Source organism: Oscillibacter sp. (genome assembly GCF_040505565.1).
GTDB lineage: Bacteria > Bacillota > Clostridia > Oscillospirales > Oscillospiraceae > Oscillibacter.
Map to the genome: position 1 here is coordinate 1 of NZ_JBEUWZ010000024.1, position 23126 is coordinate 23126.

Annotated in this window: 26 protein-coding genes; 17 read left to right on the forward strand and 9 right to left on the reverse strand. The window is 44.5% G+C overall.

The features are described 5' to 3' along the window. The first annotated feature begins 277 nt into the window (after nucleotides 1-277). Together ABWQ15_RS11995 and ABWQ15_RS12000 are read left to right on the forward strand one after the other, a co-directional pair. Entirely contained in the window at nucleotides 278-673 is a 396-nt protein-coding gene (locus ABWQ15_RS11995; protein ID WP_353909012.1) for a LexA family protein, read from the forward strand. Between the two features lie 263 nt (nucleotides 674-936). Then, entirely contained in the window at nucleotides 937-1860 is a 924-nt protein-coding gene (locus ABWQ15_RS12000; protein WP_353909013.1) for a tyrosine-type recombinase/integrase, read from the forward strand. An 84-nt stretch (nucleotides 1861-1944) separates the two neighbouring features. Here ABWQ15_RS12000 and ABWQ15_RS12005 read toward each other — a convergent pair whose 3' ends face one another. Continuing rightward, a complete protein-coding gene (locus ABWQ15_RS12005; RefSeq protein ID WP_353909014.1) occupies nucleotides 1945-3417 on the reverse strand; it encodes a recombinase family protein in 1473 nt (490 codons plus the stop codon). Next, entirely contained in the window at nucleotides 3414-3773 is a 360-nt protein-coding gene (locus tag ABWQ15_RS12010) for a helix-turn-helix domain-containing protein (protein ID WP_353909015.1), read from the reverse strand. The genes ABWQ15_RS12005 and ABWQ15_RS12010 overlap by 4 nt, the downstream gene beginning before the upstream one ends. A gap of 444 nt (nucleotides 3774-4217) precedes the next feature. Here ABWQ15_RS12010 and ABWQ15_RS12015 point away from each other — a divergent pair, with 444 nt between their 5' ends. The 7 genes from ABWQ15_RS12015 to ABWQ15_RS12045 all read left to right on the forward strand — a co-directional run bounded on the left by ABWQ15_RS12015 (nucleotide 4218) and on the right by ABWQ15_RS12045 (nucleotide 9216). After that, complete coding sequence (locus tag ABWQ15_RS12015) at nucleotides 4218-4883, forward strand: hypothetical protein (RefSeq protein WP_353909016.1); 666 nt, start codon at nucleotides 4218-4220, stop codon at nucleotides 4881-4883. 597 nt (nucleotides 4884-5480) lie between these two features. Continuing rightward, complete coding sequence (locus ABWQ15_RS12020) at nucleotides 5481-5822, forward strand: helix-turn-helix domain-containing protein (RefSeq protein WP_353909017.1); 342 nt, start codon at nucleotides 5481-5483, stop codon at nucleotides 5820-5822. Nucleotides 5823-5932: 110 nt separating this feature from the next. Beyond that, nucleotides 5933-6196: a hypothetical protein gene (locus tag ABWQ15_RS12025; RefSeq protein WP_353909018.1), complete on the forward strand. Its 264-nt coding sequence runs from the start codon at nucleotides 5933-5935 to the stop codon at nucleotides 6194-6196. Next, on the forward strand, nucleotides 6189-6530 hold the full coding sequence (locus tag ABWQ15_RS12030) for a hypothetical protein (RefSeq protein WP_353909019.1): 342 nt from the start codon (nucleotides 6189-6191) through the stop codon (nucleotides 6528-6530). Before ABWQ15_RS12025 ends, ABWQ15_RS12030 begins: the two co-directional genes overlap by 8 nt. Then, nucleotides 6517-7023 carry a hypothetical protein gene (locus tag ABWQ15_RS12035; RefSeq protein ID WP_353909020.1) on the forward strand — a complete coding sequence of 169 codons (507 nt, stop codon included), beginning with the start codon at nucleotides 6517-6519 and terminating at the stop codon, nucleotides 7021-7023. The genes ABWQ15_RS12030 and ABWQ15_RS12035 overlap by 14 nt, the downstream gene beginning before the upstream one ends. 593 nt (nucleotides 7024-7616) lie before the next feature. Continuing rightward, nucleotides 7617-8654: a hypothetical protein gene (locus tag ABWQ15_RS12040; RefSeq protein WP_353909021.1), complete on the forward strand. Its 1038-nt coding sequence runs from the start codon at nucleotides 7617-7619 to the stop codon at nucleotides 8652-8654. Nucleotides 8655-8763: 109 nt separating this feature from the next. Then, nucleotides 8764-9216: a hypothetical protein gene (locus ABWQ15_RS12045; protein ID WP_353909022.1), complete on the forward strand. Its 453-nt coding sequence runs from the start codon at nucleotides 8764-8766 to the stop codon at nucleotides 9214-9216. Between the two features lie 297 nt (nucleotides 9217-9513). Here ABWQ15_RS12045 and ABWQ15_RS12050 read toward each other — a convergent pair whose 3' ends face one another. The 7 genes from ABWQ15_RS12050 to ABWQ15_RS12080 form a co-directional block, all read right to left on the reverse strand. After that, nucleotides 9514-9933, reverse strand: coding sequence for a hypothetical protein (locus tag ABWQ15_RS12050; protein WP_353909023.1), 420 nt, complete (start codon nucleotides 9931-9933; stop codon nucleotides 9514-9516). Nucleotides 9934-9939: 6 nt separating this feature from the next. Next, nucleotides 9940-10368 (reverse strand): hypothetical protein, encoded by a 429-nt coding sequence (locus tag ABWQ15_RS12055; RefSeq protein WP_353909024.1) that lies wholly within the window; start codon nucleotides 10366-10368, stop codon nucleotides 9940-9942. Nucleotides 10369-11101: 733 nt separating this feature from the next. Next, complete coding sequence (locus ABWQ15_RS12060) at nucleotides 11102-11557, reverse strand: DUF3997 domain-containing protein (protein ID WP_353909025.1); 456 nt, start codon at nucleotides 11555-11557, stop codon at nucleotides 11102-11104. Between the two features lie 224 nt (nucleotides 11558-11781). Next, nucleotides 11782-12270 carry a hypothetical protein gene (locus ABWQ15_RS12065; protein WP_353909026.1) on the reverse strand — a complete coding sequence of 163 codons (489 nt, stop codon included), beginning with the start codon at nucleotides 12268-12270 and terminating at the stop codon, nucleotides 11782-11784. Between the two features lie 74 nt (nucleotides 12271-12344). Further along, nucleotides 12345-12908: an accessory gene regulator B family protein gene (locus ABWQ15_RS12070; RefSeq protein WP_353909027.1), complete on the reverse strand. Its 564-nt coding sequence runs from the start codon at nucleotides 12906-12908 to the stop codon at nucleotides 12345-12347. 4 nt (nucleotides 12909-12912) lie between these two features. After that, nucleotides 12913-13608 (reverse strand): LytR/AlgR family response regulator transcription factor, encoded by a 696-nt coding sequence (locus ABWQ15_RS12075; RefSeq protein WP_353909028.1) that lies wholly within the window; start codon nucleotides 13606-13608, stop codon nucleotides 12913-12915. After that, nucleotides 13605-14930, reverse strand: a complete 1326-nt coding sequence (locus ABWQ15_RS12080) for an ATP-binding protein (protein WP_353909029.1) — start codon at nucleotides 14928-14930, stop codon at nucleotides 13605-13607. The genes ABWQ15_RS12075 and ABWQ15_RS12080 overlap by 4 nt, the downstream gene beginning before the upstream one ends. A 208-nt stretch (nucleotides 14931-15138) precedes the next feature. On the opposite strand from ABWQ15_RS12080, the gene ABWQ15_RS12085 reads away from it, so the two are divergent. The 8 genes from ABWQ15_RS12085 (at nucleotide 15139) to ABWQ15_RS12120 (ending at nucleotide 22426) form a co-directional block, all read left to right on the forward strand. Further along, the gene (locus ABWQ15_RS12085; protein WP_353909030.1) at nucleotides 15139-15294 is read left to right on the forward strand and encodes an AgrD family cyclic lactone autoinducer peptide; all 156 of its coding nucleotides are present in this window, start codon (nucleotides 15139-15141) and stop codon (nucleotides 15292-15294) included. Between the two features lie 239 nt (nucleotides 15295-15533). Next, nucleotides 15534-16367 carry a hypothetical protein gene (locus ABWQ15_RS12090; RefSeq protein ID WP_353909031.1) on the forward strand — a complete coding sequence of 278 codons (834 nt, stop codon included), beginning with the start codon at nucleotides 15534-15536 and terminating at the stop codon, nucleotides 16365-16367. 588 nt (nucleotides 16368-16955) lie between these two features. Then, a complete protein-coding gene (locus ABWQ15_RS12095; protein ID WP_353909032.1) occupies nucleotides 16956-17282 on the forward strand; it encodes a hypothetical protein in 327 nt (108 codons plus the stop codon). Between the two features lie 413 nt (nucleotides 17283-17695). Beyond that, on the forward strand, nucleotides 17696-18004 hold the full coding sequence (locus tag ABWQ15_RS12100; RefSeq protein ID WP_353909033.1) for a hypothetical protein: 309 nt from the start codon (nucleotides 17696-17698) through the stop codon (nucleotides 18002-18004). 590 nt (nucleotides 18005-18594) lie between these two features. Then, a complete protein-coding gene (locus ABWQ15_RS12105) occupies nucleotides 18595-19635 on the forward strand; it encodes a tyrosine-type recombinase/integrase (RefSeq protein ID WP_353909034.1) in 1041 nt (346 codons plus the stop codon). Nucleotides 19636-19722: 87 nt separating this feature from the next. After that, the gene (locus ABWQ15_RS12110; protein WP_353909035.1) at nucleotides 19723-20490 is read left to right on the forward strand and encodes a ParA family protein; all 768 of its coding nucleotides are present in this window, start codon (nucleotides 19723-19725) and stop codon (nucleotides 20488-20490) included. After that, nucleotides 20487-21482 (forward strand): ParB/RepB/Spo0J family partition protein, encoded by a 996-nt coding sequence (locus ABWQ15_RS12115; protein WP_353909036.1) that lies wholly within the window; start codon nucleotides 20487-20489, stop codon nucleotides 21480-21482. Before ABWQ15_RS12110 ends, ABWQ15_RS12115 begins: the two co-directional genes overlap by 4 nt. After that, the gene (locus ABWQ15_RS12120) at nucleotides 21479-22426 is read left to right on the forward strand and encodes a ParB/RepB/Spo0J family partition protein (RefSeq protein WP_353909037.1); all 948 of its coding nucleotides are present in this window, start codon (nucleotides 21479-21481) and stop codon (nucleotides 22424-22426) included. Before ABWQ15_RS12115 ends, ABWQ15_RS12120 begins: the two co-directional genes overlap by 4 nt. The last annotated feature ends 700 nt before the right edge of the window (nucleotides 22427-23126 follow it).

Consider the following 23126-nt stretch of genomic DNA (forward strand, 5'->3'; position numbering starts at 1 on the left):
ACGGTGAAGTTATAATCTTTCGACGTATCCGGTTCCGTGACGGGCAGCGCTGCCGTCTGCGCCTGCTGCCTGCCGGGTAGGTACACACTATTCACGTAGTAGATAGAGCTGCACACCACACCGAAGGCAACCACTGTAGCCGAAATGCCTTTCTCAATATGAGAATGATGATCGCGTTCCAAGTGACGATGTTAAAACTAGAATAGCGGATTATTTTAGTGTTACTGTTGACTACCTCCTTGGTCGGCAAACTGAATCAGCGTCGCATAAGGGCGTTATGATACCAGTACTAGGAGATATAGCCGCTGGTATCCCAATAGAGGCTATTCAAGATATTCTTGACTACGAGGAAATCAGCAGAGAACTGGCTTCTAGAGGTGAATATTTTGGCCTAAGACTTCGCGGTGATTCAATGGCACCACGGATGTGTGAAGGTGATGTTGTTATCGTTAGAAAACAATCGGATGCAGACTCTGGTGATGTTGCTGTTGTTTTAGTAAATGGCGATAGTGCCACTGTTAAAAATATCCGAAAAGAAGCAGGCGGGATTTGGCTTATACCAAATAATCCCGCGGCTTTTCAGCCGAGATTTTTCTCTCACGAAGAATGTTCAAAAATTCCTGTTCAAATTATTGGCATTGTTGTTGAGTTGAGGGCAAAAATCAAGGCATAAAGTACCACATGAATATAAAAAAGCGGTGACTATTAAGTCATCGCTTTTTTAGGAGGCATTGTATGGAGTGTCTAAAATGTCATAAGTTAATTCCAGATGACGCCATCGTTTGCTGCTATTGTGGAAAGCGGCTTGGCACTCAGAACCGTAAGGCGAAAAAGCGCCCAAACGGTACTGGCTGTATCCGCAGAATGACCGATAGGCCCCGCAGGAAACCATACCGCGTGGAGAAAGGCGGGAAAAGGATTGGAGACTTCCCGTCCATGGAGGCCGCTCAGCAGTTTTTGGATAAACTCAACAGCAAGCGTCGGCTTGCAGATACAATCAACCTCACCCTGCAGGATGTTTATGACATCTGGAAAGATAAAGACTATCCGAAGCTCACAGACAAAGGCAAGGAGACGTACGACCTCGCATGGTCTAAATTTAAGTCCGTCAAGGACATAAAAATGCGAGACATCAACACCGCCACCATCCAGCCGTTAGTTGATGCTGCAATTGCCAAGGGTCGCTCTAGGTCAACGCAGGAAAAGATACGCAGCATGTATAGCCTCCTCTGTCAGAGGGCCATGGAGCTGGATATCATTGACCGCAATTATGCCCAGTTTCTTTCACTCTTTGCGCAAGAAGAAGTGCGAAGGGACGTATTTACAATAGACGAAATCAATCTGGTGCTAGCCGATGCCGCCATCAATGAAACTTCAAAAATCATTGCCATCTTTTTATATACTGGCTTCCGGTTGCAGGAGCTGCTGGACATGCCCATGAGCGGCGTAAATATGGAGCGCTGGATCTTTATAGGCGGTGAGAAGACGGAGGCCGGAAAAAACCGCGTCGTTCCCATCCTGAGTATAATTCGTCCGTTTGTGGAGTATTTCTATGCGCGGGCAACTGGAGACCTTTTTCTCTCAGGATACGTCGGGAATATCAACGGCAGAAACTTCCGCAAGCGCGACTATTACCCGACCCTTGAGCGCTTGGGTATCCGTACAGAGCAGCGCAGAATGAACCCGCACAGCTGCCGTTATACGCTGGCCACGCGGGGGCACAGTCTGGGCATCGATAACGATACCTTATCAAAGATTCTTGGTCATGCGGATTTTGATGTTACCAGTGACATCTATATTCAGGCTGACATCGACAAGCTGCATCAGGAGATGTCAAAGCTGGACCCCCACGAAGATTGAGTATGGCGAGAGTAGCGGTTGCGACCACATTGCGACCACATCAAAGGATTGAGCAAAAAGAGAAGCCCTAGAACCTTTACGGCTCTAGGGCTTCTTTGGTGGCGCAAAGGAATCTAAATCCGAACTATTCACTTCTTCCAAACTGATGGTTTTTGTCCCGTTTTTGTAGTTGAACGTCAGAACAATCTTATCGTCAAAGACATATACGGCATTTACAAAGCTGTCAATTAACCGCTGCCGCTGCTCTTTATCTTGTATATCGGTTTTTCTGAATTGGTATAGGAAAAAGCTGATTTGTTCACGGGTCAAAATAGGCCTCTGCATTTCCTCCCGTAAAATGTCCTGCTCAAACTGTTCCTTTTGTGCTTCCAATTCAGCCAGTCGGTTCTTGGTGGACTTTGCAATAATTCCAGCTTGAATTGCATTCAGCATATTTTCAATGCCTTTTTCAACTTCGGCTTTTTGTTTTTCCAGTAGCTTTAAACTGTAGTTTTCCTCGCCTTGTAACTCTACCAGTCTGTCAGTAATGCGATCAAGCAGCATATCATCCATGACAATATTCATTGTCTGCTGCACTACAAGATTTTCAATCCATTCTTTTTTAACTGCCTTTTTTGTGCAGCCCTTTTTTCGCTTTGCGTGACTACATTTATAATAGCGGTAGGTTTTCCCCATGGTTCCTGTGCCGCTCTCGCCAGCCATCATAGTACCGCAAATTCCACAAAACAACTTTGTAGTCAATAGATATTGCTCGTCCGCTTTCGTTGCTGCGGGGGCCAGTTTATTTTTCTCCCTTCGGGTTTGAACCCGGTCAAAAATATTTTGTTCCACAATTGCCGGAACTCCGTCTGAAATAACTGTTCCATCATAATGGTATTCGCCAACATATGTCCTGTTTTTTAGTAGCGTTCCAAAGCTGGAATATGTAAAATCACATCCCATTCGAGTCTTTATGCCACGCTCTTTCAGGCTATCCACAATTAGACGAACAGTTTCACCGTCTGCGTAGCGGCGGAAGACTTCTTTTACAACCGGTGCTGTAAATGGGTCAACCTCCAACTTGTGTTCTGTGTTCAAGCGATAACCAAAAGGAATTCTACCGCCATTGCAGCGCCCTTTGAGGGCGTTCTCTTTTTGCCCTCGATGAATCTTTTCTGAAAGCTCAGCGCTATAATATTCTGCCATACCCTCTAACATGGATTCCAGAATAATGCCCTCCGGCCCGTCTGCAATATGTTCTGTAGCAGAAACAACTTTGACACCGTTCTTTTTCAGAATGTGTTTGTAATGTGCTGCATCGTATCTGTCACGGGAAAACCTGTCCAGCTTCCACACCAAAACCACGTCAAACAAATGCTTGGAACTGTCCCGAACCATCCGCATGAAATCCAGCCGCTTTTCTGTTTCTTTGGATGCTGACAGTGCACGGTCAATATAAGAGCCAACAAGATCAATGTTATTCCTCTTGGCATATTCGGTGCATTCTCTGATTTGCCCATCAATGGATTCTTCCCGCTGACGGTCAGAAGAAAATCGGGCGTAAATAACAGCTTTCACTTTTCCTCATCCTCCATCATCGCTAGAATCGCCTGCTTCAATCGTCCGTTCATGGGAGATTTAGGGTCAAAGCACATTTCTATGAACTGCTTCATATCCTTGCTTTTTACCACTGCAGCTTTCGGCTTGCTTTTATAAAGTTTCCCCTGTGGCTTGTCCGTCCGGCAGAAAATATAGTCCATGGAAACATCAAAGTAATCTGCATACCAAAGCAGGAGTTTTAACGGCGGGGAAGTATGCCCTGTCTCAACCCGTGCAATGGTGGTTTGATTTGTACCGATCAGAGTAGCCATTTTTGCCTGAGATAAATGAATCCCTTCTCTGAGCGTTTTTAGGCGCGTTCCTATCTCTTCCAATGCCCTCACCTCTTAAATTTAGTATAGCATTAAATGAATAGGACATCAATACAAATTAAGCATTGTAAAAGGGATATTTTGAGAAAGTTTCTTTCTCTTTTTGCCTTGTGACTATTGCAATTAATGGAAATAGCGCTATACTATTTAGTATGAATTGCAAATTTATTTTCGTTTTGTAACAGTCGCTTTAGGGGATGAATTGTTTGAATAATGAAAAGCACAAAGCTGGAAATGTCATACTTTCCATTTTAATTATGGTCTTTCTGATAACAAGCGTGTGTTTGAATGCCTATTTATATAAAAGCTTCAATTCAGCAGAACAAAGTGCCTCCAACTTTCAAAAACAGGTAGACGCTGTTAACTCTGAATTGCAATCTGTAAATGAGCAAATAACAAGCGCCAATCAAAAATTGACTTCCTTAAATTAGGATAGGAAAGAGAGACATGAAAATGAAAGACAAGTGGAAACTGTTCAATATTGCTCTTACTGTATTGGTAATCGTAAGTCTTACGTTTAATATAGTCCTGTTTACTCAGTTGTCGGCCGAGAAAAAAACCTTGTCCTCTTTGCAGGAGAATTTATCATCCAGTCAGGAAAAGTTGGATACAGCAAAAGAAAAACTGGCTGCGATTCAAGATAAAATTGAAGTAGCCAGCAATAAATCAGATGATACAGCCACACCTTTATCAGATGCTACTGTGTTGGCAAATGGAACAACACTTGGTGATGCAAAGAAGGTAATAGATGGAACCAGAAGTGCATTAAAAGATATGGGGTATACAGATAAAGAGATAACTCCACAATTAGAAAGTTTAGCAGTGCAGTTGGGAACAACATTAACTGCAATAGAAAGTGTTTCTGAGACAGTCAAGAATCAAGAGAAACAAACAACCAGTGGTAGTACAGCTACAACGCCATCTAAGAACACTACACCTACAACGCCAAAGGCGTCTACACCATCAAGCACTGCATCATCTGGCGCATCAGATGCTGGAGACAAGAACCATAATGGTATCAATGATGCCTTTGAAGGTTGCACAATCACAGATGAACAAGCAGCTGGAGGCACATCTGAGCATTCTAATTGTGGAACACTTCAAGGTAACTAATTAAATATGCCATATATAAAGAAGGTGACACCATATGTCTTCAGTTACAGGAAGAATTAAAGCTATAAAGCAACCTTATGGTGGGTAAATATCTTGCACTTTTGGCCCTTTGGGCCCATATGCAAACCCTTCGCAAAAACCGTATAGACTACTGCAAGAGGCCCCTAAAACGGGGGCCTCTTTTTTTCTGAAAAAAAGCATAGACCGGGGCAGCAGCTTACACCCTTCGGTCTTTATTTTTTGAAGTCGACACCACTCAAAAAAACATTTACAATTTGTTCATATAAAAGTGCTTGACAACTGCGATTTGATTTTTGAGGAATATGAAAACAAATTTAATGATTTGCGATGAAAACACGTCCATAGAAGTAATTGGGACATGTCTTTTGAAAAAATACAAATGTATACGTTGGATTTCTTCAATGTATGCATTCCTAAAAACACTCTTAAAATTGCAGAAAACCCCCTAAAGGAACAAAATTTATTCCAAAAATCGGCTTTGCTATACTGAGATTGGAAGTTGGCCGATGCATAGGTGCAATTTTACTACGAATGAAGGGTTTAAAAAGTCAAGCGCTTGACCGTAAGGTCACACCAATGAAAAAGAATAACGTCCGTGGAGAGGCTGAGGCAAACGATAAACGGGAAGTAGAAGCGCAGAGGAAAAAACTCCAATGCGATATGGGTGATATGCTGCGTAAACTTCGTGAAGTACGTAATCTGACGCAGAATCAAGCTGCGGAATATTTCTACCCGCTTGTTAACGATTATTCGTCTTGGAGTAGATATGAAAATGGAGATCGTCCGATTCCACATCTTTTGATAGTCGCGGTTTATCGCAAGTGGAATGTGCTGATTTACCCTCTCGATATTTCAATCGGTGTCCCCAAGGAGATTCAGGAACACGTGCGCGCTTTAGCTGAATATTTTAATCTTTGACGTTCTGTCAAGTAGGTTTACCACCCCGTCATCGACCTAGTCTCCTAAAAAGCCTAAAATAGAATTAAGAAGTGGGCCCGCTTCATTCTAAAGATTGAGAGGTTATTCACATGGAGATCATTGGCATTTCCCCAACAGATTTCACAACCAAGGACGGTAAGCGCATTGAAGGTAGCACCATTTATGTAACCGAGCCTTTAGACTCAAAGCGTGGTGGTCAGGGAAAGTCCGCAGAGAAGTTCTTCATCTCTACGTCTAAGCTTTCCGCATTGGACTTCAAACCCGCTCTCGGGCAGTCCGTAGAGGTGCTATACAATAAATTTGGCCGCATCCAAACCATTCGTCATTGTGATGATAGTGTGGACTTTGGATAACGTTCTTACCGCCGCAGAGGATGCCCTGTTAGCCGCTTTAGAAGCTGGCAGGGCCTCTTCTCTGGCTGAATTGACTTTACCATACTATCGCCGGGAGTTCCGGACACAGTTGGCTGCGGAAGGGTACTTGGTCATGAGAATTGACCGGCTTGGCTATCGGCGTTATAAAGCCCATTATTCAAAGAAAAAGGTGCTTCCTCCGCCTATTAACACCGACACCGTTCGTTGTGCGCTCAACAGTTTGTTGCCTTCTCGGTTTCGGATTTTGTCCGTTACCGATGAGGGCGATCATGTACAGATAATTTTGGAGGTAATTAATCATGAAGAAATTTAAAGATAAGGTACTTTCATGCCTTAGGTGGGTTTGTAATCACTATCGTGAACATCAGAAGAAGGACGCTGCTTTCCATCAGCAGTATATAATTAAGCAGAATCAGGAAGCACGGAAACAGCAGGTTGTTCAGGGAGCGCGGGATTATTACGCAAGATATTATCATACTATTTTGCGACTGCTTATGGAGGCGATAAATAACACTGCCCCCGCAACAGGACTGCCTTATGTACATGCTGTACGGCAGCTTATTTTACAGCCGCCTGTAACTTTATCGCAAAAAAGTTATTATCAGTTCAATTTCCGGCTTTGGGTAAAAAAAGAGCTTCAAATTCCAGCAAGTCTGTTAAGTAAAATCCTACAGGCAGAGTTGGACAGTCTTGTCGGCGCATATCGGTTCCCGAGATTGAAAATTGATGTTACTATTTTTCCAAATGGTTCTATCGTTTTTCATATTGCGTTTTGGAATGACGTTATGGGAGGCATCGTAATATGATATCTGATATTGCCCGCTGTATACTGACCTTGTTTATATTGATGCAGGGCTTTAGTCCAAACGATGATGATTTTGAGGTCAAAGATTATGGCCCCCATATAATTTATTCGTTGAGCGCTGAAAGCCTCGATGAGCAAGAAGTTGATTTTAACGCAGACGTTTTGTTTAACGCGCTGTCTAATGACCTCGCTCTCTACCACAGAACCTCGAATGCAATTAGATTTCAGCCGTACCGCTGTGAAGGGTATCCGGGCGTTAGTCGGACATCCCTGTACGTCTCGATCTACCTATAACTCCCGTGTCGGCCCAACAAGCCGACACCAACGGCGATGACAGTACCGGAGGCCCTAAGGGCCGAAGGTGCTGCCTTGCCGTTGTAGGGCGTTGCTCCCGTCCCCGGAAGGTGCCATAGAGGCTAGTACTACCTCTATGGGAACTTCTGTATTTTGTATTGAATCTAAAATTGCTAAAACGGCAAAAAAACTTGCTGGAACTGGCGTTCCGGGTATCGGCTTTCTGTGTTATCGTGAAGATACAGGGAGTTGTCGACGCTCCCCGTTTTATATAAACAACCTGACAACGAGGTGATACTCATGGCAGACAGCCAATCCCGAAAATACCAGTTGACTATTAATAATCCCGCCGAAAAGGGCTTTACACATGAGGCAATTAAGGCCGTTCTGGGTGACATGAAATCAGTTACCTACTATTGTATCTCTGATGAAATCGGATTGAAACAGCAAACCCCGCATACGCACGTCTTTCTTTTTGCAAAATCCCCGGTCAGATTCAGCCGCATAAAGAAGCTGTTTCCAGAAGCGCATATTGAGCAAGCGCACGGCTCATGTGAAGAGAATCGTTCCTATATCGCCAAGATAGGCAAATGGGAAAATGACGATAAACACGGGACGCAAATTCCGGGCACCTTTGAGGAATGGGGAGAGATGCCCCCGGAACTGGGACAGGGCTTCCGCTCGGATGTTGTTCAAATGTATGAGCTTATTAAGGACGGGTTATCCAACGCCGAAATTATGGCGGAAAATCCAGAGCTTGCAGCGCATATTTCCCGCATGGATAAAATCAGGCAGGACATTTTAGAAGCCCGATATAAGGACGATTGGCGCAACCTCTCCGTTACGTATATCTGGGGAGAGACGGCTACAGGCAAGACGCGCTCTGTTATGGACAAGCACGGTTACAGCAATGTCTACCGAGTTACGGATTATAATCACCCATTTGACCGATACGCTAGCCAGCCTGTTTTATTGCTCGATGAATTTCGTAGTTCTCTTATGATTGGCGATATGCTGGATTATTTGGATGGCTACCCTCTGGCCCTTCCAGCCCGCTATGCAAATCGGCAGGCTTGTTACACTGCGGTCTATATCATCTCAAATATTGACCTCACCGACCAATACTTTAATGTGCAAGCCACGGAACCCGCTACTTGGGCCGCTTTCCTCCGGCGGATTCATAAGGTGGTGAAATATTTTAAGGACGGACACACCGCCGAATATACCACTGATGAATACTTGCATGGACTTGTGGAGATAGAGGACGACGGCGATTTACCCTTTGACGATACACCGCCTGAAAAACCGCTAGAATACCATCAGACCAAAATAAAATGAAATTTGCTGCTTAAGCAATTAAACTTGCTGCTTACGGCAAGGGAATGCTCATCTTCCCGACTTACAATATAAGCATACCGAACGCTAAAAAAATATGGAGGATACCAAAATGGATGATCTTAACGTTTCCACAACCGGGGAGTCTGTCACGGAACAGACCCCTACTACTATCGAAACCCTTCCCGCCGCTCTGCCTGATAATTACCTCGCTGATGGTTATCACGCTGTCACAGAGAAAGGCGTACGCTACCGCCGCCCTGAGTATGTCGATACATACGCACGGCAGATTGCGGCCCTTCTCGCGCCTATGAAGCCTTCCGATTTTAACCCTATGCTCCGCGAGATGAAGCGCAGTAACAAGGGAACGCTGCCTTTTGAAGCCAGACAAACAGCGGCCTATGAACTTCGCCCTGCGGCAATCTCTCTTGTAAGACGTAAAAGAGCGCCAAAAATTTTGATTGATTTTATTGAGGCAAATTTAGCAGTCATTTCCACCGATGCAGATTGGACGGCGTTTTACCGCCACCTGCTTTCTATACAGGGCTTCATGTCCGAAGGTTAAGCCTTATGCCGCCAATAGACCAAAACCGCATACCTGACCATGAAATTGATTCTCTTGCTCGCTGCCTTTTCCCGGCTATTATAAGATTCTATGAAAGTGAAGAAGGACAGGCAGAATTTAACCGTTGGCAGCAAGAACAGCTTGAACGTAATAACGATGTTGGTTAAAAGAACCCTCCGCGAATGTGTACAGCTATCCACGTGCTGTATACATCCCCGGAGGGTTGCCGCATGTCCGCAGACATGCGTATCTTACTGCGGTGTTCTTTTAATAAATTGCACCAAAGTTAGCCAAAGCTCAAAACGGCAAGTCGTCTTCTGGCTCTGAAATTCCTGCAACTAGTTGCTGAAGCAATACATCTATTTTTTGAGCACTCCGGCTAGCTAATCTATATAAGCGAGAAAGCAAAATCATGTCATCAGGAGACGGTTGCGAAAAATCATCATCATCTGTATCTGAAATATTATTCTTATCAATTGTAAAAATTAAATCCTGATTTGAGTCTAAAATAAACACATAATAATTATCTTCGCTGGGGTTTCCATAATTATCTGTAGATTGACTTCTTCCGACAGCAACCGCACCTTTCTCCTTTTTAGCTATGAAAATGGAATCACAGTTATAGTGACTTAAGCTATACGTGGGTGCACTTTCCCATTTTACCTCGTTCTTCTTAGTTCCATAAATATATCGTTCAACAAACGCCCTATTTTCCATGAAAACTTACCCCATTTCCTTATTTACTGGCTCAACATCCATTCTACCGCACAAACTTGCAATCAGCGATACAGTCCTATTTGCATTTTTTTCACTAATTGTACTCCGCCTTAATATCCAATTAAGTTGATAAATGTATAACCAACTATTAAAATCAATAAATCCTTTGTATTTTACTAATGCATTTATTTCAGTCAATAGTTCTACTTTTATAGCATTATCAAACAAGCTATCAGATTGAATTGATGCAGCAATACTTTTTAGTCTCTTTACAGAGCTTCGCTTTGCAGTTTTGTATTCCTTGATTTGTCTCTTCTGTATTATGCTCCTTTTTATGCTTCCTGTTGAGAACCAAATAAAAATTGATAATAGAAGCGATATAATACTAATTAAGCCGCCAGCTTCATTTAGCTTATTCAGTAATGCTTTTAGCATATACATTAAACCTTTCCTATATTCTCTTCCCACTATTGTTTAATTGTAACAGATATTCAATGATTATGCAATTCTCTATTTGATCCTATGTTAAAGAATTTAAATCCTATCCAATAGCCCGGAAAAGCAACTAGGTTTAAGTGATAAAAATCAAACACCAGTCTGTAGATAAGGACGCGACAAGGACAGCTTGACAGCTGCCCTTGTTTATTCTTACATTGCTATATATCCAGATAAACAACAAATCCGAACCCATCTCCTATCGGAAATAAGTTCGGATTATGCTGCTTTGGTGGACGATACAGGACTCGAACCTGTGACCCCCTGCACGTCAAATAGAAGTTGTCTTAACTGGAAGTAACTGCACCATAATGGGCCGCTGTTTTCAAGCACTTTTTAATATTTTGCACTGGCTCAGGTCGGCACAGTTAGTTCCAGTTTTCAACAAATTGTCAACAAAGTCACCCGCTGCAATAGGACTGTAGGTAAAATCATCACCGCTCTCGCCCTTGTCAAACCGTTTGTCTACACAGATTTATACGCCGTGAAGCGCCGATTCCGCCACCCTGTAGTTTTGTCTTCTCTTGTAAAAAGCATAACGTGCCCTAGGAAATCAATCCTAGAGCACGTTATTTGTATGGGGGATACTGCCAGAAAAAACGGCAAAAATGGCATTGAATGCTTTCGCCCGGATAAGTCTCCAAAAAGCAATCTCCTATCGGATCTGAATATTTTATGAGTAGTTCTTATCCTTGAGGTCAGTCGTTTTAATCCATTGTGGGAAATCCTCCGCATCAATTTTTTCGCATGCGTCCTGAAACGCCGCTTCATCAAGGGGGCCGAGCAGGTCGCCTGTGTCGGTGTCTAGCAGATAATATACGCGCTTCCAATGGTCGCGACTCTTTTTTAGATCATCGCTATTCATGGGTTTTAACTGCTGAGCGGCTATATATCGTTCATTGAACGCAATCTGGTCCACATAGGGAAATACGATATCCTGCGCGGTGACCCCGTCCTCGCTCGGCAGACACAGAGCAATACTTTCCGAGCTGGTCCTCCAGATTTCATAGCCTCCGGGCAGTTCGTCATACCTCCAGTCCGCTGCACCGCTGCAAGCGCTCAGCAACATGGACAGAGACAATATAACAAGCGGTATGCTTAAAGCGCGACTCCGTTTTATTTGTGGCATAAACTCCTCCAATTTATCGAATAATTGCTTACTGCCTCCGGCGTTTACCGGAGACAGTAGGCAATTAGCAGTTCCCCAACCGCCAATTGTTTCAGCCAGTACTTAACAGGTACGGGTTATGCTGCTGTAATTCCGGAAATCACATACTGGAGGTCCAGCTACAGCCTTTCTCTCCATTCCGAATAATTGCCTATTTCGTAAAGTGAGACTGAATGTAGAGCTTTTTATATTCCTACCTCGCTGTCAATTTGGTGCTTGATATGAAATAGGATCCAGAGATGCATAAGAGAAAAGATTTCCGGAAGGAGCAAAGTTATATACAGCGGACAGTACGGAACGAAGTGCTCGACATAAAAAAGGACTGCCAAATATGCAAGCGCGCTGGCAAACCCACAGGCAACAGAAAATTTTAAACGCAACCAGCGCTGATATTCTTCTCGTTCCAGAGCGAGTATAAAAATCATCAGGACCATTCCAACGCAGAAGAAGATAAAACAAAGATCTTCACGCTGGCTCCAGCTTGGGTCTATCTTCTGCTGTTTCAAGAGCCAGTCTTCGTAGTTCGCATCAAATTTAATTAGGTAAAATGTCATCACATCATGCCAAGTAATTGCAACATAGAAAAAGACCACCTGCCACCCCGCTAAAATTCCCATGACAACCCTGTTGAAGATTCGATACCTGCGACTGATTGTGAAAATACTGCCATTCATATTGTAATTTCCTTTACAAGATAAAAATCGATAGACTCTATTACATACCGATTGCTACTTGGAATAGCAATCATTCAGCGAGGATTCCATATGGTCCCTGCGATTCCCAGTATAACAGCCATGATTACCCCACATGCAATATAAGCCGCGTATATCGGATCAACAAAATAGAAAGCACATATCATAACGCACTCAATGGCTGCCGTGATGGCAACTTTCACTTTCATTTTCTTTCTGTGTGCCTGAATATACATCTTATTTTTATGAGGGACCGGAGCTATAACAACGGCGACGATTGCTCCGGCTACGGCGCAGAGAACTGCGGCTACAGGATGGATCTCCAAGACAGGACTGACGGCCATGCTGGACGCGCCGATCCCCGTACCGATCAGAATGCACCAAAAATGGGACAGGGCATGCAGCCCTCCCAGGTTGGCCCGCAACAGAGAAAAACTGACCGCCCAGAGCAATAAGGATACTACGTGATGCGTGAAAAGCCCAATCACAAGCAAAAGGCCGTCGGAGATGAGAAGGTTTAAAAAGCACTCGGCCCCATAGGTAAGAACCTCCTCATCATCATGATCGGCGCCGTTCTCAATGAGATACGCCGCTATTTTTTTGGATAATTCAGAAATCATACGGTTACCTCATCATGTCCGCATAAGACATCAGCGCGGATCGGACGTCCTGTAAATAGGTTTGGCTGATCGGTACATTTACGCCGTTTGACAGCACCAATTCCCGTCCTTTCAGCTTGGATACATGCTCCATATTAATGATAATTGTCCGATGGCAAAAGAGAAACCGGCTGGGAAGGTGGGAAAAGACGATTTGCAGCGATTCCCTCTGCCGGAAATCCCCATCCGTGGTAATAATCTGTGTATAGTGGTTGGCGCTGCAAAAATAAATAATCTTGGAATAGGCAATGCGCGTCACCCAATCATGATTGCGGAACGTATAGTGATCATCATGCAGTTTCTGCTCCACATAGTCCATGCATTTTGCAATTTTCTCGTAGGAGACGGGTTTCATGAGATAGTTCAGGGCTTGCACTTCATATCCGTCAAATACATATTCAGAGAAAGAAGTTAAAAAAGCAATCTGCCCATGAAAGCCCTGCTGCCGAAACTGACGGGCTGCAGAGATCCCATCCATTCCGTTCATCTTAATATCCATCAAGACAAGGTCAAACGAATCCTCGCAGGCATTCAAAAATGTCTCGCCGCTGTCGAAAAGCGCAACATCGATCAGGGCCTGATGTTCCTCAGACCATTGCCGCAGCAGGCCTTGTAAGGCCTCGGCGTGGGGTGTCTCGTCTTCAACAATTGCGACCTTCATGTCCCGTCCTCCAGAGGAATCATAATGCTGACGCTGAAATGGTCCTCTTCTGCCTGGAATTGGCAGGTGCCGCCAGCTTGCTCGACAATCTCCCGAATGCGCCGAATCCCGATGCCGTGGTGCTTTTCTTTTTTTGTGGAGAGAAGACTCCCTTGTGTTCCACGCAAATAAGCTCCATCAGAAGAATTCGAACAGAAGAGATACATCATTTGCTTCCATGGCCTGATTTCAAACTTAATTGTGGCATTTTCAGGAATTTTTTTGCACGCCTCGATCGCGTTATCCAATAAATTGCCTACAAGAGAGGCAAATGTCACGTCTTTTAAAGGAATCTCATTTGGCAGATACAGCTGGGTATCAAATCGAATGTTGTGTCGCCGTGCCTCCATGATGCGAAGAGAAATGACAGCGTCAATTGTACGGTTTCCACTGCACAAGATGCAGGCGGAAGCCGGAAGCGCCGAATCCAGCTGTCCGCAGAATTGCTTCAGTTCCGCGTATTTCTCCTGTTCGATCAGGGCAGAAATCAGCCGCAGTTGCCCTTGATAGTCATGTTTCCATTCAGATAAGGATTCGGTTGTGGAAACCATTAAATCATATTGCTGCTGCTCGGCCAGCGTCAGCTGCTGCTTTTGCTGCAGCTCCCTGTTTTTTCTGAGAATGACGCCCAGCCATTCAAACGTAACCAGCAGTGTAAAAAGAATCAGCAACAGGATATAGCATAAGATCGTCAGTGTCTGTGCCTCTGCGGCGGTTGTGGGATTGGTTCTCAGCACCAAGGAGAGATCTAAAACAGACTCTTCCGCAAAAATGCCAATGGACAGCACCATGAACAGAACCAGAGTAACCGCCAATGGGAACACCGGATCCGGTTCGCCCAGATGGGCAGCCGCCCATACCATCATAGCCACAAGGAATAAGTAGACCAGAGTAAACTGGATTCTGGCAATGCCGAATACCATGAGCTTTTCCAAGGGAACATCAACCATCGCTTCCGCAACAGAAAACGTAATATTATCTGCTAGGGCCACGATCAAGGAGCAGATACCCGGCCACAAGACCGCCTTGTACCACATGGCGCGATGGAACCCGTTAAAAATCCAAAATGCAACCAGAACGCAGACGGAAAAATTGAGTAAGATCCGCAAGCTGGAGGATATCTCCAGGAAAGTAAATAAGCTCAGTGTGCAGGTCAAGACGCCCACTGAAAGAAGCAGCCTGATTTTGCGGTGGGCGTTTAAGCCGATCTTTTGATAGAGCAGATACGTAATCAGCAGTGCCTCAATCAGGCAGACAAATATTTCCCAAAAATAAGATTGCATAAAGTAAATATCCACCCCTCCCACCGGTAACGCTTTTTATATTACCATAAAAAGCCAGAGGATGACAGGGGTGTTAGATGCAATTCACGCCGGAAAACAGGCAACTCGCGCCAAAGCCCTTGTTTTTTCCAGATTCTGTGATAGCTTCGACTGTAGAGATGTAAGAAAATTGGGAATCTCAAAAATTTAAATGAAGGAGCTGTTTGGAATGAAAAAGAGACAGGACAAAGAATTTAAGCGGGTTGCGAGGAAACGGATTCTCCATGCGAGCGGCGCTTTTTTGACGGCTTTGGCAGCCGTCTTTGCGGCCGCTCCCTGTTTCGCCCATTTTTATGAACCCGAGGTCCCTCAGAAACTAAGGTAAACGCGGATTGCTTTTACAGGAAGCTCTGTACGATTCTTATGGCTTTCCATGAAAGAGGTGAGTCCCATGCAGTAGGAAAACGAGAAATTGGTTCCGTAGGTAGTTCCAGCAGAAAATCAATGATTTAACGCCACCGGGGGCACGAAAAGAGCGGGTCAATGCAGTAAGTATTATAGCAAAGACATTTTGCATATCTCTATTCCGGCGGATTCTTTACAAAATGAGAAAAGGGGTATAACATGAAAAAGAAAATGATGAGTTTGGGTCTGGCGCTGGTTATGTGCTTCACTCTGAGCGTTCCGGCGTTTGCGAAAGATACGAGTTCTAAAAACGCTACTAATGACGTAACAGTACTAGATAACGATTCAAAACTGGTAGCGCAAGACTTTGACAATGGTAATTCAGAAATATCTTTTGTGACGGATGGGGAAACTACATATACGGTTTATGTAGATAGAGCCAGTAACACGCTCAAAGAAACTGCTTATTGTGATGGAAACGTTGTTTCTTCTAATACAAGCCATGTGCCCACATCAAATCCAACTATTGCATCTATAGCAAATTCTAGCGGCAGCTATACATACAAAGGAACGGTTACATATCAATATTATGATACTGTTCCAGGAACACGAGATTTGAGTTTTGCATACCTTTCATCTTCAAGAAATACTGGATATAATATTAACAAGAGGTTTCAGAATGTAGCGGCACTTGCTGGCGTGCTTTCTCTTGGACTAGCAGTACCCGGACTTATTGCCGATGAGATTGCACTTTCCGTTTTGAAGTATGTAGGTTTTGCTAGCACTGCGACCGGATTTTTTATTGGAAGTGTTGATGTAGCTTGCGTTGATATTCAAATGACTTGGAAACTAACGGATAGCGGAGGCTATTCAAGTTATATGAGTGGAGATAAATATGTTGTGACAGAAGACGGCAATTATCGAGGCAACACTTATTATGAGGGAGACTTTTGGGCAACAAGTGCTTATGCCGAGCATAATACTGCTTTTGCACAGCGGGCCTATGAAATAGTCTATAATACCCGCGATAGTGTTACAATTACTTGGGGTTGATAGTTTGATCTTCGCTTGGAGTGTTATATGAAAAAATGGTACCGCTATTCTTCTTGGCTATGTCTAGTCTTAAGCATATTATTATTGATTGCCTGGTGTATGGCGGCACTCGGTTTGATTGACCGGAGAGCCAGTCCGCTAACTCTGGTCGCATGCATTTTATTGATTATCAGTAATGTTCAAAGTTTAAAAGGCAAAAAATAATATACACAGAAGGTTTTAAGGTAAAAGGTAGGTTGCCTTTTACCTTAAAACCTTTGTTAGCGACATTGGTGCATATTATGCCAAGAGGGTACGAAAAGAGCCATAGTGTGACAAGCGATGACTCTTCTATCCAATCCGGCTGGGTGTATGATACAGCCACGTTCAATAATTATGTTCGTTACGCTGGATCTACAGCGACCGCGACTGGAAAGATTTCACTTGCCTGGGATGCTGATAGTAATAATTATCGAAGTAATTTTGAATGGAAGGTAACGTCTCTGCCGCACAATGTATCCGTTGATAATTCGATTATGGTAACTGATGTGTATCAGACATACTGTGCGGATATTGCGTCTGATAATAGATGTGATACTGAGATTAATTGTGTTTGGAATTATGGTGGCCAAAAGGTTTAAGAAAATCGGCTTTTTGCTGGTAACAGTATTAGCCCTAGCACTTATCGCAATCAATATCGGGCTACCACGTGTTTTAGCGGATGCAACGGTAAATAAATATGTAAACAATAATTGTGGAGATGGTGACTTAATTTTAACGGGAGAGACTTGGCAAGATGCACCACTAAATTATCGAAAATCGTTTGATTACCAATATGTAACTGAAAATGGAGAAAAAACTGTTAAAATAAAAGCGTATCCAGGCTATTTCCCTGTATTTTTATTGGTAGCTCCTTATAGTGATACTTCAAGATAGGAGGATCATCCAAAATACTAACAAATCATTAGATTAGAAAATGCTTGTTGAGAAGTCTCCCCAAATACGAAAGTTCTGTACATTATGACCAGATCTTTTTTCAGCAGGTCAAAGGCGCTAACGCATCTGTTCCTTTGGCCGTGTATAATCAAGTTCGCAATTTGAAGAAGGCATAGAAGAACCACTGGGGCTCCGATAAAATGAATGCTAGACATTCAAAGAAGGTGTGATCACCCAATGGCTCAAGGAAAGATACCACGGGGCTGACGAATTGGCTACTGGCGGAGCCGAACCCGATGCTCAGCATGCTGAAATGGCCGTGCGCGAAGCTTATGGAGGCGTAAGTTCCCGCAATCGTTGGCGCGAGTCAGTTAATATCTAACCACGAAAAGTCTATAGATTAAGAGGTAATCATGAAATTCAATTGGAAAACGTTAGCCGCGTTGCGAATTTTCGCCACCGCCTCGTCTCTCTTTATGCTCATCATGGAAGCGTTACACCAAAGTAGATCAGCTATTTTTAATGGTACGTTTATTTTATTTGTGATTGCCTCGATTACCACTTCATTCGGACAGAAGATGATTGGTCTCGATTCACCAAAGGCTGTACGAGATTTTTGGAAGCAGCACCCGTTCGTATCGGCTTGTAACTTGTTTATGATTGTGTGCCTCATTGTGGTTGGCGTGCTCTGGATACAAGCAGAGTCTGCGTTGATTGCGTAGGGCTATACTTAAAAACGCAAAACGAAAGGCCCGCTGCAAGGATTTTGCAGCGGGCCTTAGTTTGTTCAAAAAGCCTTCCGCAAGTACGCTCTCCGGGTGCAACCTCGAGGACTGACTAGAATCTGATCCAGCCACGAAACTCTTACGATAGCCTAGCAAAAGGCAACACAAACAATTGATGACAGGAGACCACGCGCACTTTGAAAATTACCACAAAAATGGAGTACGCAGGAAATTCTATGCTTTGTAAGATGTACCGGAATACGGAAGACCATACAGAAGAAATGGGGCACTCAAGCTCGGGAGACACGAGGAGCTCCTGCCCCGAAAGCTGCGAAAGATGGGGCCTCTGCTAAAGATGAATAGAAGGAACGGATCGTAAAGTAGCAAGAGTAACGGTTGCGACCACATTACGACCACACCAAAGGATTGAGTAAAAAGAAAACCCCTAGAACCTTTACGGCTCTAGGGGTTTTTGGTGGACGATACAGGACTCGAACCTGTGACCCCCTGCACGTCAAGCGAGTGCTCAAAGCAAATTATAAAATATGGTACAATTCTCCTATTTAGCCGTATTGAGGAGGATTATAATGAAACCGCAGTCACAGCAATTTTCGTTAAACCAAATAGTTGCAATGCTTGAAGATCACCCGGAAATCAAGATTACTTTAACAAACTCTGTACAAAAATCAGAGCTGTTTGAAGTCTGGGCTACTTATTGGCTGGATACTTGGAAAAAAGGTCAAGTTAAGGACAATACATTTAATGGAACATATTATGCATCGGTTAACAATCATTTAATACCATATTTTAAAAACAAGTATCTTTCAGATATTACGCCGTCTGACATTCAAGAATTTTTTAATTCTATGTCAACAAAATATTCTTTGGAAACTCTCAAAAAATATCGTTCATGTTTGAAAGGTATTTTTACAACAGCGGTTGAAAATAACTTGTGTTCTCAATCTCCACTAGTAAGTTCGCTTCGCCTCACAAGCCATGTTTCACCAATAATCAAGATTGCGTGGACTAAAAAGCAATATGATATCGCCTTTGAATATGCCCGTCATGCTGCAAATGGCCTCATGATTATGGTATTGATGGAAACTGGCATATCAAGAAGTGAGTTGCTGGGGTTAACTTGGGAAGATTTCGATTACCACGGACGTTGCTTGCAAATTCGCAATGGACTGGTTGAATGTGATTCTTTAGAATCACATTCGTGGCAACTAGTTCATGACGGTCTCAAAAACGAGTATCGAATTCGAACTATTCCAATTTCTAGCGAGTTGGCTATAAGGATGATGTGTAAATCGCGATTTGTAAACATTGATGGTAAAAACATTTATGCAAATTATATATTTCATTCTCCAACCGGAAAAGCATTTGTTCCGCACAATTGGTATAATCGCGCTTTTCGTCCATTCATGGATGAACTCCACAGTACATTTCCTAGCATTCCGGTTCTCACTCCACATGAATTGCGTCATACTAGAGCATCGGTTCTGCATGAAATGGGAGTAAGCTTATATGATATTCAGCAGCTTTTGGGGCATCGAGATTTAACTATGCTTGCTCAGCGTTATCTTCATACAAACCCTGAGTTACTTAGAGACAGCTTACACCTTTAACCAGAGTTTTATCAGATCAGCCCCCGACTATTTGAAAGTCGGGGGCTTTTGTTATATCCAGCATCAAAAATTACAGGAGGAAAGAAAATGAAGATTTTGAGTATCGCAAATCAGAAGGGCGGCGTAGGCAAAACCACCAGCACCGTCAACCTTGGTGCGGCCTTGGCTTCTATGGGGCAGAGGGTATGTCTGGTTGACCTGGACTCCCAGCGGAACCTGAGCCGCACCGTTCAGGTTGAGGGACACGGTAATCGTTCCATCGCTGACCTGATCTACAACCATGTATCTGGCATCGGTTACGATCCGTGCCAATACCTTCTGCACAACGAGAAGGAAAAGTTGGACTACATACAGGCGTCCACCATGCTGGCCACTGCCCCCTCAATTCTAGCCACGAGCGATAACAGCAACATGGTTCTCTCGGAGATCCTCCACGCGCCGGAATTTGGGCAGTACGATTACATCCTGATAGACTGCCGTCCCGCACTGGATTTGCTGACAGTAAATGCGCTGGCTGCAAGCGACGCGGTCATCGTTCCGGTGGAACCGGAGTCCTATGCAGTGGACGGCCTTGCAGATCTGTTCTCCACCATTGAACGAACCCAGAAAATGGTGAATCCGGAGCTGCGGGTAAACGGCATCCTTATTACTCGTGCGGACTCAAGGCGTACCCTGACGCGACAGATGATTGATGACTTGCGTGAAGCTTTCGGCGCGCAAGTCTACAAAACAGTCATCCCCTATTTGGCAGATGCGGCAAAAGCCGCCAACGACCAGCATAGCGCAGTCAACATGAAAGGTAGCCGTCTCGGTGGCCTGTACCTTGAATTAGCAAAGGAGGTTGTAGCACGATGATGAATGAAACCCTGCGGAAAATGAAAGAAAGTGGTGCGGCTGATGGCATTGGATCGGCAATTATAGAAGATGTGAACGATCCGGGCGGTCTGTTCGCCAGTATGTTTACTACCGGCCCATCTCCAATGGGTGCGCACGGCGCTAAAGAAATCTCACTCGACCTAATTGACCCATGGCGAGACGCCGAGCATGACGCACAGCCCTTTAAGCCCTATTCCGCTGAGAAGCTGGCAGAGCTGGCGGAGAACATTCGACAAAACGGCGTCATCTCCCCTGTCCGTCTGCGTCTCTCCCCTTTTGAAAAGGGCCGCTATCAAATCCTCGCCGGTCATAATCGTGTGGCAGCGTCCAAGTTGGCCGGTCGGAAAACGATCCCCGCTATCCTCATGCAGGCTACCGACGATGAGGCAAAGCTGATTCTGATCGACTCCAATCTGTACCAAAGGGATCATCTGCTGCCCAGCGAAAAAGCATGGGCCTATAAAATGCGACTAGACACCATAAAGCAGCAAGGAAAAAGAACAGATTTAACTTCGGTGCAACTTGCACCGAAGTTGTCAACCGAACAAATTGGTGAGGAAAGTGGCATTAGTAAGGATCAGGTGAAACGCTTTGTCCGTCTCACCTATCTCATCCCTCCTCTTTTAGACATGGTAGACGTAGAATCCATTCCCTTTACCGCTGGTGTTAGTGTGTCGTTTCTCCCTCCGGATGCCCAGCAGCTTCTGCTGACTGTCATGCGCAACAATGATGTGAAATCCATTACCCGCAGTCAAGGCGAGGAACTGAAGGCGTTTAAATCGCAGCTGGATGAAGAAACGATTCTCCGTATCTTTGGCAAAAGCCCCAAGGCCCATACTGTGAAACCACAGATTATCAAGCTTCAGGTAGATTATTCCCCCGCTATTACAAGGCGTCTAGCCAAAGATGAGACACTGCAAGCGCGTATCCGGGCTGTGATTGACGCCTACATAAAGGAGACGGCAAAATGAGCGATGCATTAGATGAGCTATTTAGCGGAACGCTGCAAACGCCGAAAGATACACGTCTCCAGCCTTCTACAGCAGCAATTGAACCGGTTGCCGGGAATGTGTTGCGAGAGCTTCCCATTGATTTGCTTGAAGACTTCCCCGCAGATAAACATCCCTTCCGTCCTTACACGCAAGAAAAACTGGAAGCACTGCGCCGGGATATTTCAGAGCGCGGTATCATCCAGCCTCTAATCGTGCGTCCTCTGAATGAACATCGGTATCAGATCATCTCCGGTCACAACCGCCGAACTGCGGCAAAGGCAGCCGGCTATACCGTGCTGCCCTGTATTGTTCGTCATCTGGACGATGATGAAGCCGTGCTGCAAATGATCTCAACGAACCTCCAGCAGCGTCTGGACTTGAGGTTTTCTGAAAAAGCGTTTGCTTATAAAATGCAGATGGAAGCACTGAAAAGGCAAGCTGGAAGACCATCAAAAGAAAATGTGTCCCAAGTTGGGACACAAAAACGCTCTGATGAAATCATGGCAGAACAGTCTGGCGAAAGCCGGAATCAGATCCAGCGCTATATCCGGCTTACTTACCTCGTTCCTACTCTTCTGGACAGAGTGGATGAGCGGGAGATCGGTTTCACCATTGGCGAAACGCTCAGTTATCTGAACGCGCAAAGCCAGCAGAATGTAGAAAACTTTTTCTTTTCGCAGCAGCACATGGGCATCGACCAGCGCACGGCAGACAAGCTGCGTGAGCTGGAGCAGTCTGGTGAGCTGACAGAGGAACGGCTGCGGGAAACTTTTCTTTCTTCTCTTGTGAAGCCCCTGCGTAAAATTCGCATTGAGTATAAAAGTGTAAAGCAATATTTCACCGCAGACACGACAGAAAAAGAAATTCAAGAGACAATTCAAAAGGCTCTGAAGCTGTATTTCTCAGAAAAAGCACAGGAGTAGCCTTAAGAGAAAATCAAGGAGGAACTTAACATTGGCAAGCAAATTTCAGTTCATTACAGAATTGTACGACCAGACACTCCGGAAAGTCACTTCCGGTTACCAGGAGTGGACAGGTTTCCTTCGTGCGGCAAGCAGTAATTATAAATGCTCCTTTCAAGAACAGCTTCTGATCTACGCACAGCATCCAGAGGCCACTGCCGTCCTGGAACTGGACAAATGGAATCGTCAATTTGGCCGTTGGATCAATAAAGGTGCCACTGGCATCGCGGTATTTGATGACGCCCACGGAAAAGGACGACTCAAATACTATTTTGATGTATCAGACACACATGAAACGCAGCGCTCCCGCCCACTGCCCATCTGGAAGATGGACAGAGCATTTGAATGTGGCGTAATAGAAACGCTGGAAAACACTTTCCGCTTATTAAAAGAAAAGGAAACCCTTGCAGAGGCTATTCTTTCTGCCAGCCGCAACGCCGTGGCTGACAAGCTATCGGATTACCTCCCAGATCTGCTGGACTGCCGCACAGGCAGCCTGCTGGAGGAGCTGGATGACCTGAGTGTCGAGGTCGCCTATCGCAGCGCATTAGAAGTCAGCATTGCCTACATGATGATGTCCCGGCTGGATATTCGAGCTGATGATTATATATTGCAAGAAGATTTCAGCCGAGTTTATGAATTCAACACTCCAGATGTAGTG

Bases quoted from the DNA above. Each gene is read 5' to 3' on its own strand.
- ABWQ15_RS11995 (WP_353909012.1), top strand. From the start codon at position 278: ATGATACCAGTACTAGGAGATATAGCCGCTGGTATCCCAATAGAGGCT.
- ABWQ15_RS12000 (WP_353909013.1), top strand. From the start codon at position 937: ATGGAGGCCGCTCAGCAGTTTTTGGATAAACTCAACAGCAAGCGTCGG.
- ABWQ15_RS12015 (WP_353909016.1), top strand. From the start codon at position 4,218: ATGAAAATGAAAGACAAGTGGAAACTGTTCAATATTGCTCTTACTGTA.
- ABWQ15_RS12020 (WP_353909017.1), top strand. From the start codon at position 5,481: ATGAAAAAGAATAACGTCCGTGGAGAGGCTGAGGCAAACGATAAACGG.
- ABWQ15_RS12025 (WP_353909018.1), top strand. From the start codon at position 5,933: ATGGAGATCATTGGCATTTCCCCAACAGATTTCACAACCAAGGACGGT.
- ABWQ15_RS12035 (WP_353909020.1), top strand. From the start codon at position 6,517: ATGAAGAAATTTAAAGATAAGGTACTTTCATGCCTTAGGTGGGTTTGT.
- ABWQ15_RS12040 (WP_353909021.1), top strand. From the start codon at position 7,617: ATGGCAGACAGCCAATCCCGAAAATACCAGTTGACTATTAATAATCCC.
- ABWQ15_RS12045 (WP_353909022.1), top strand. From the start codon at position 8,764: ATGGATGATCTTAACGTTTCCACAACCGGGGAGTCTGTCACGGAACAG.
- ABWQ15_RS12050 (WP_353909023.1), bottom strand. From the start codon at position 9,933: ATGGAAAATAGGGCGTTTGTTGAACGATATATTTATGGAACTAAGAAG.
- ABWQ15_RS12055 (WP_353909024.1), bottom strand. From the start codon at position 10,368: ATGCTAAAAGCATTACTGAATAAGCTAAATGAAGCTGGCGGCTTAATT.
- ABWQ15_RS12060 (WP_353909025.1), bottom strand. From the start codon at position 11,557: ATGCCACAAATAAAACGGAGTCGCGCTTTAAGCATACCGCTTGTTATA.
- ABWQ15_RS12065 (WP_353909026.1), bottom strand. From the start codon at position 12,270: ATGAATGGCAGTATTTTCACAATCAGTCGCAGGTATCGAATCTTCAAC.
- ABWQ15_RS12070 (WP_353909027.1), bottom strand. From the start codon at position 12,908: ATGATTTCTGAATTATCCAAAAAAATAGCGGCGTATCTCATTGAGAAC.
- ABWQ15_RS12075 (WP_353909028.1), bottom strand. From the start codon at position 13,608: ATGAAGGTCGCAATTGTTGAAGACGAGACACCCCACGCCGAGGCCTTA.
- ABWQ15_RS12080 (WP_353909029.1), bottom strand. From the start codon at position 14,930: ATGCAATCTTATTTTTGGGAAATATTTGTCTGCCTGATTGAGGCACTG.
- ABWQ15_RS12085 (WP_353909030.1), top strand. From the start codon at position 15,139: ATGAAAAAGAGACAGGACAAAGAATTTAAGCGGGTTGCGAGGAAACGG.
- ABWQ15_RS12090 (WP_353909031.1), top strand. From the start codon at position 15,534: ATGAAAAAGAAAATGATGAGTTTGGGTCTGGCGCTGGTTATGTGCTTC.
- ABWQ15_RS12100 (WP_353909033.1), top strand. From the start codon at position 17,696: ATGAAATTCAATTGGAAAACGTTAGCCGCGTTGCGAATTTTCGCCACC.
- ABWQ15_RS12105 (WP_353909034.1), top strand. From the start codon at position 18,595: ATGAAACCGCAGTCACAGCAATTTTCGTTAAACCAAATAGTTGCAATG.
- ABWQ15_RS12110 (WP_353909035.1), top strand. From the start codon at position 19,723: ATGAAGATTTTGAGTATCGCAAATCAGAAGGGCGGCGTAGGCAAAACC.
- ABWQ15_RS12115 (WP_353909036.1), top strand. From the start codon at position 20,487: ATGATGAATGAAACCCTGCGGAAAATGAAAGAAAGTGGTGCGGCTGAT.
- ABWQ15_RS12120 (WP_353909037.1), top strand. From the start codon at position 21,479: ATGAGCGATGCATTAGATGAGCTATTTAGCGGAACGCTGCAAACGCCG.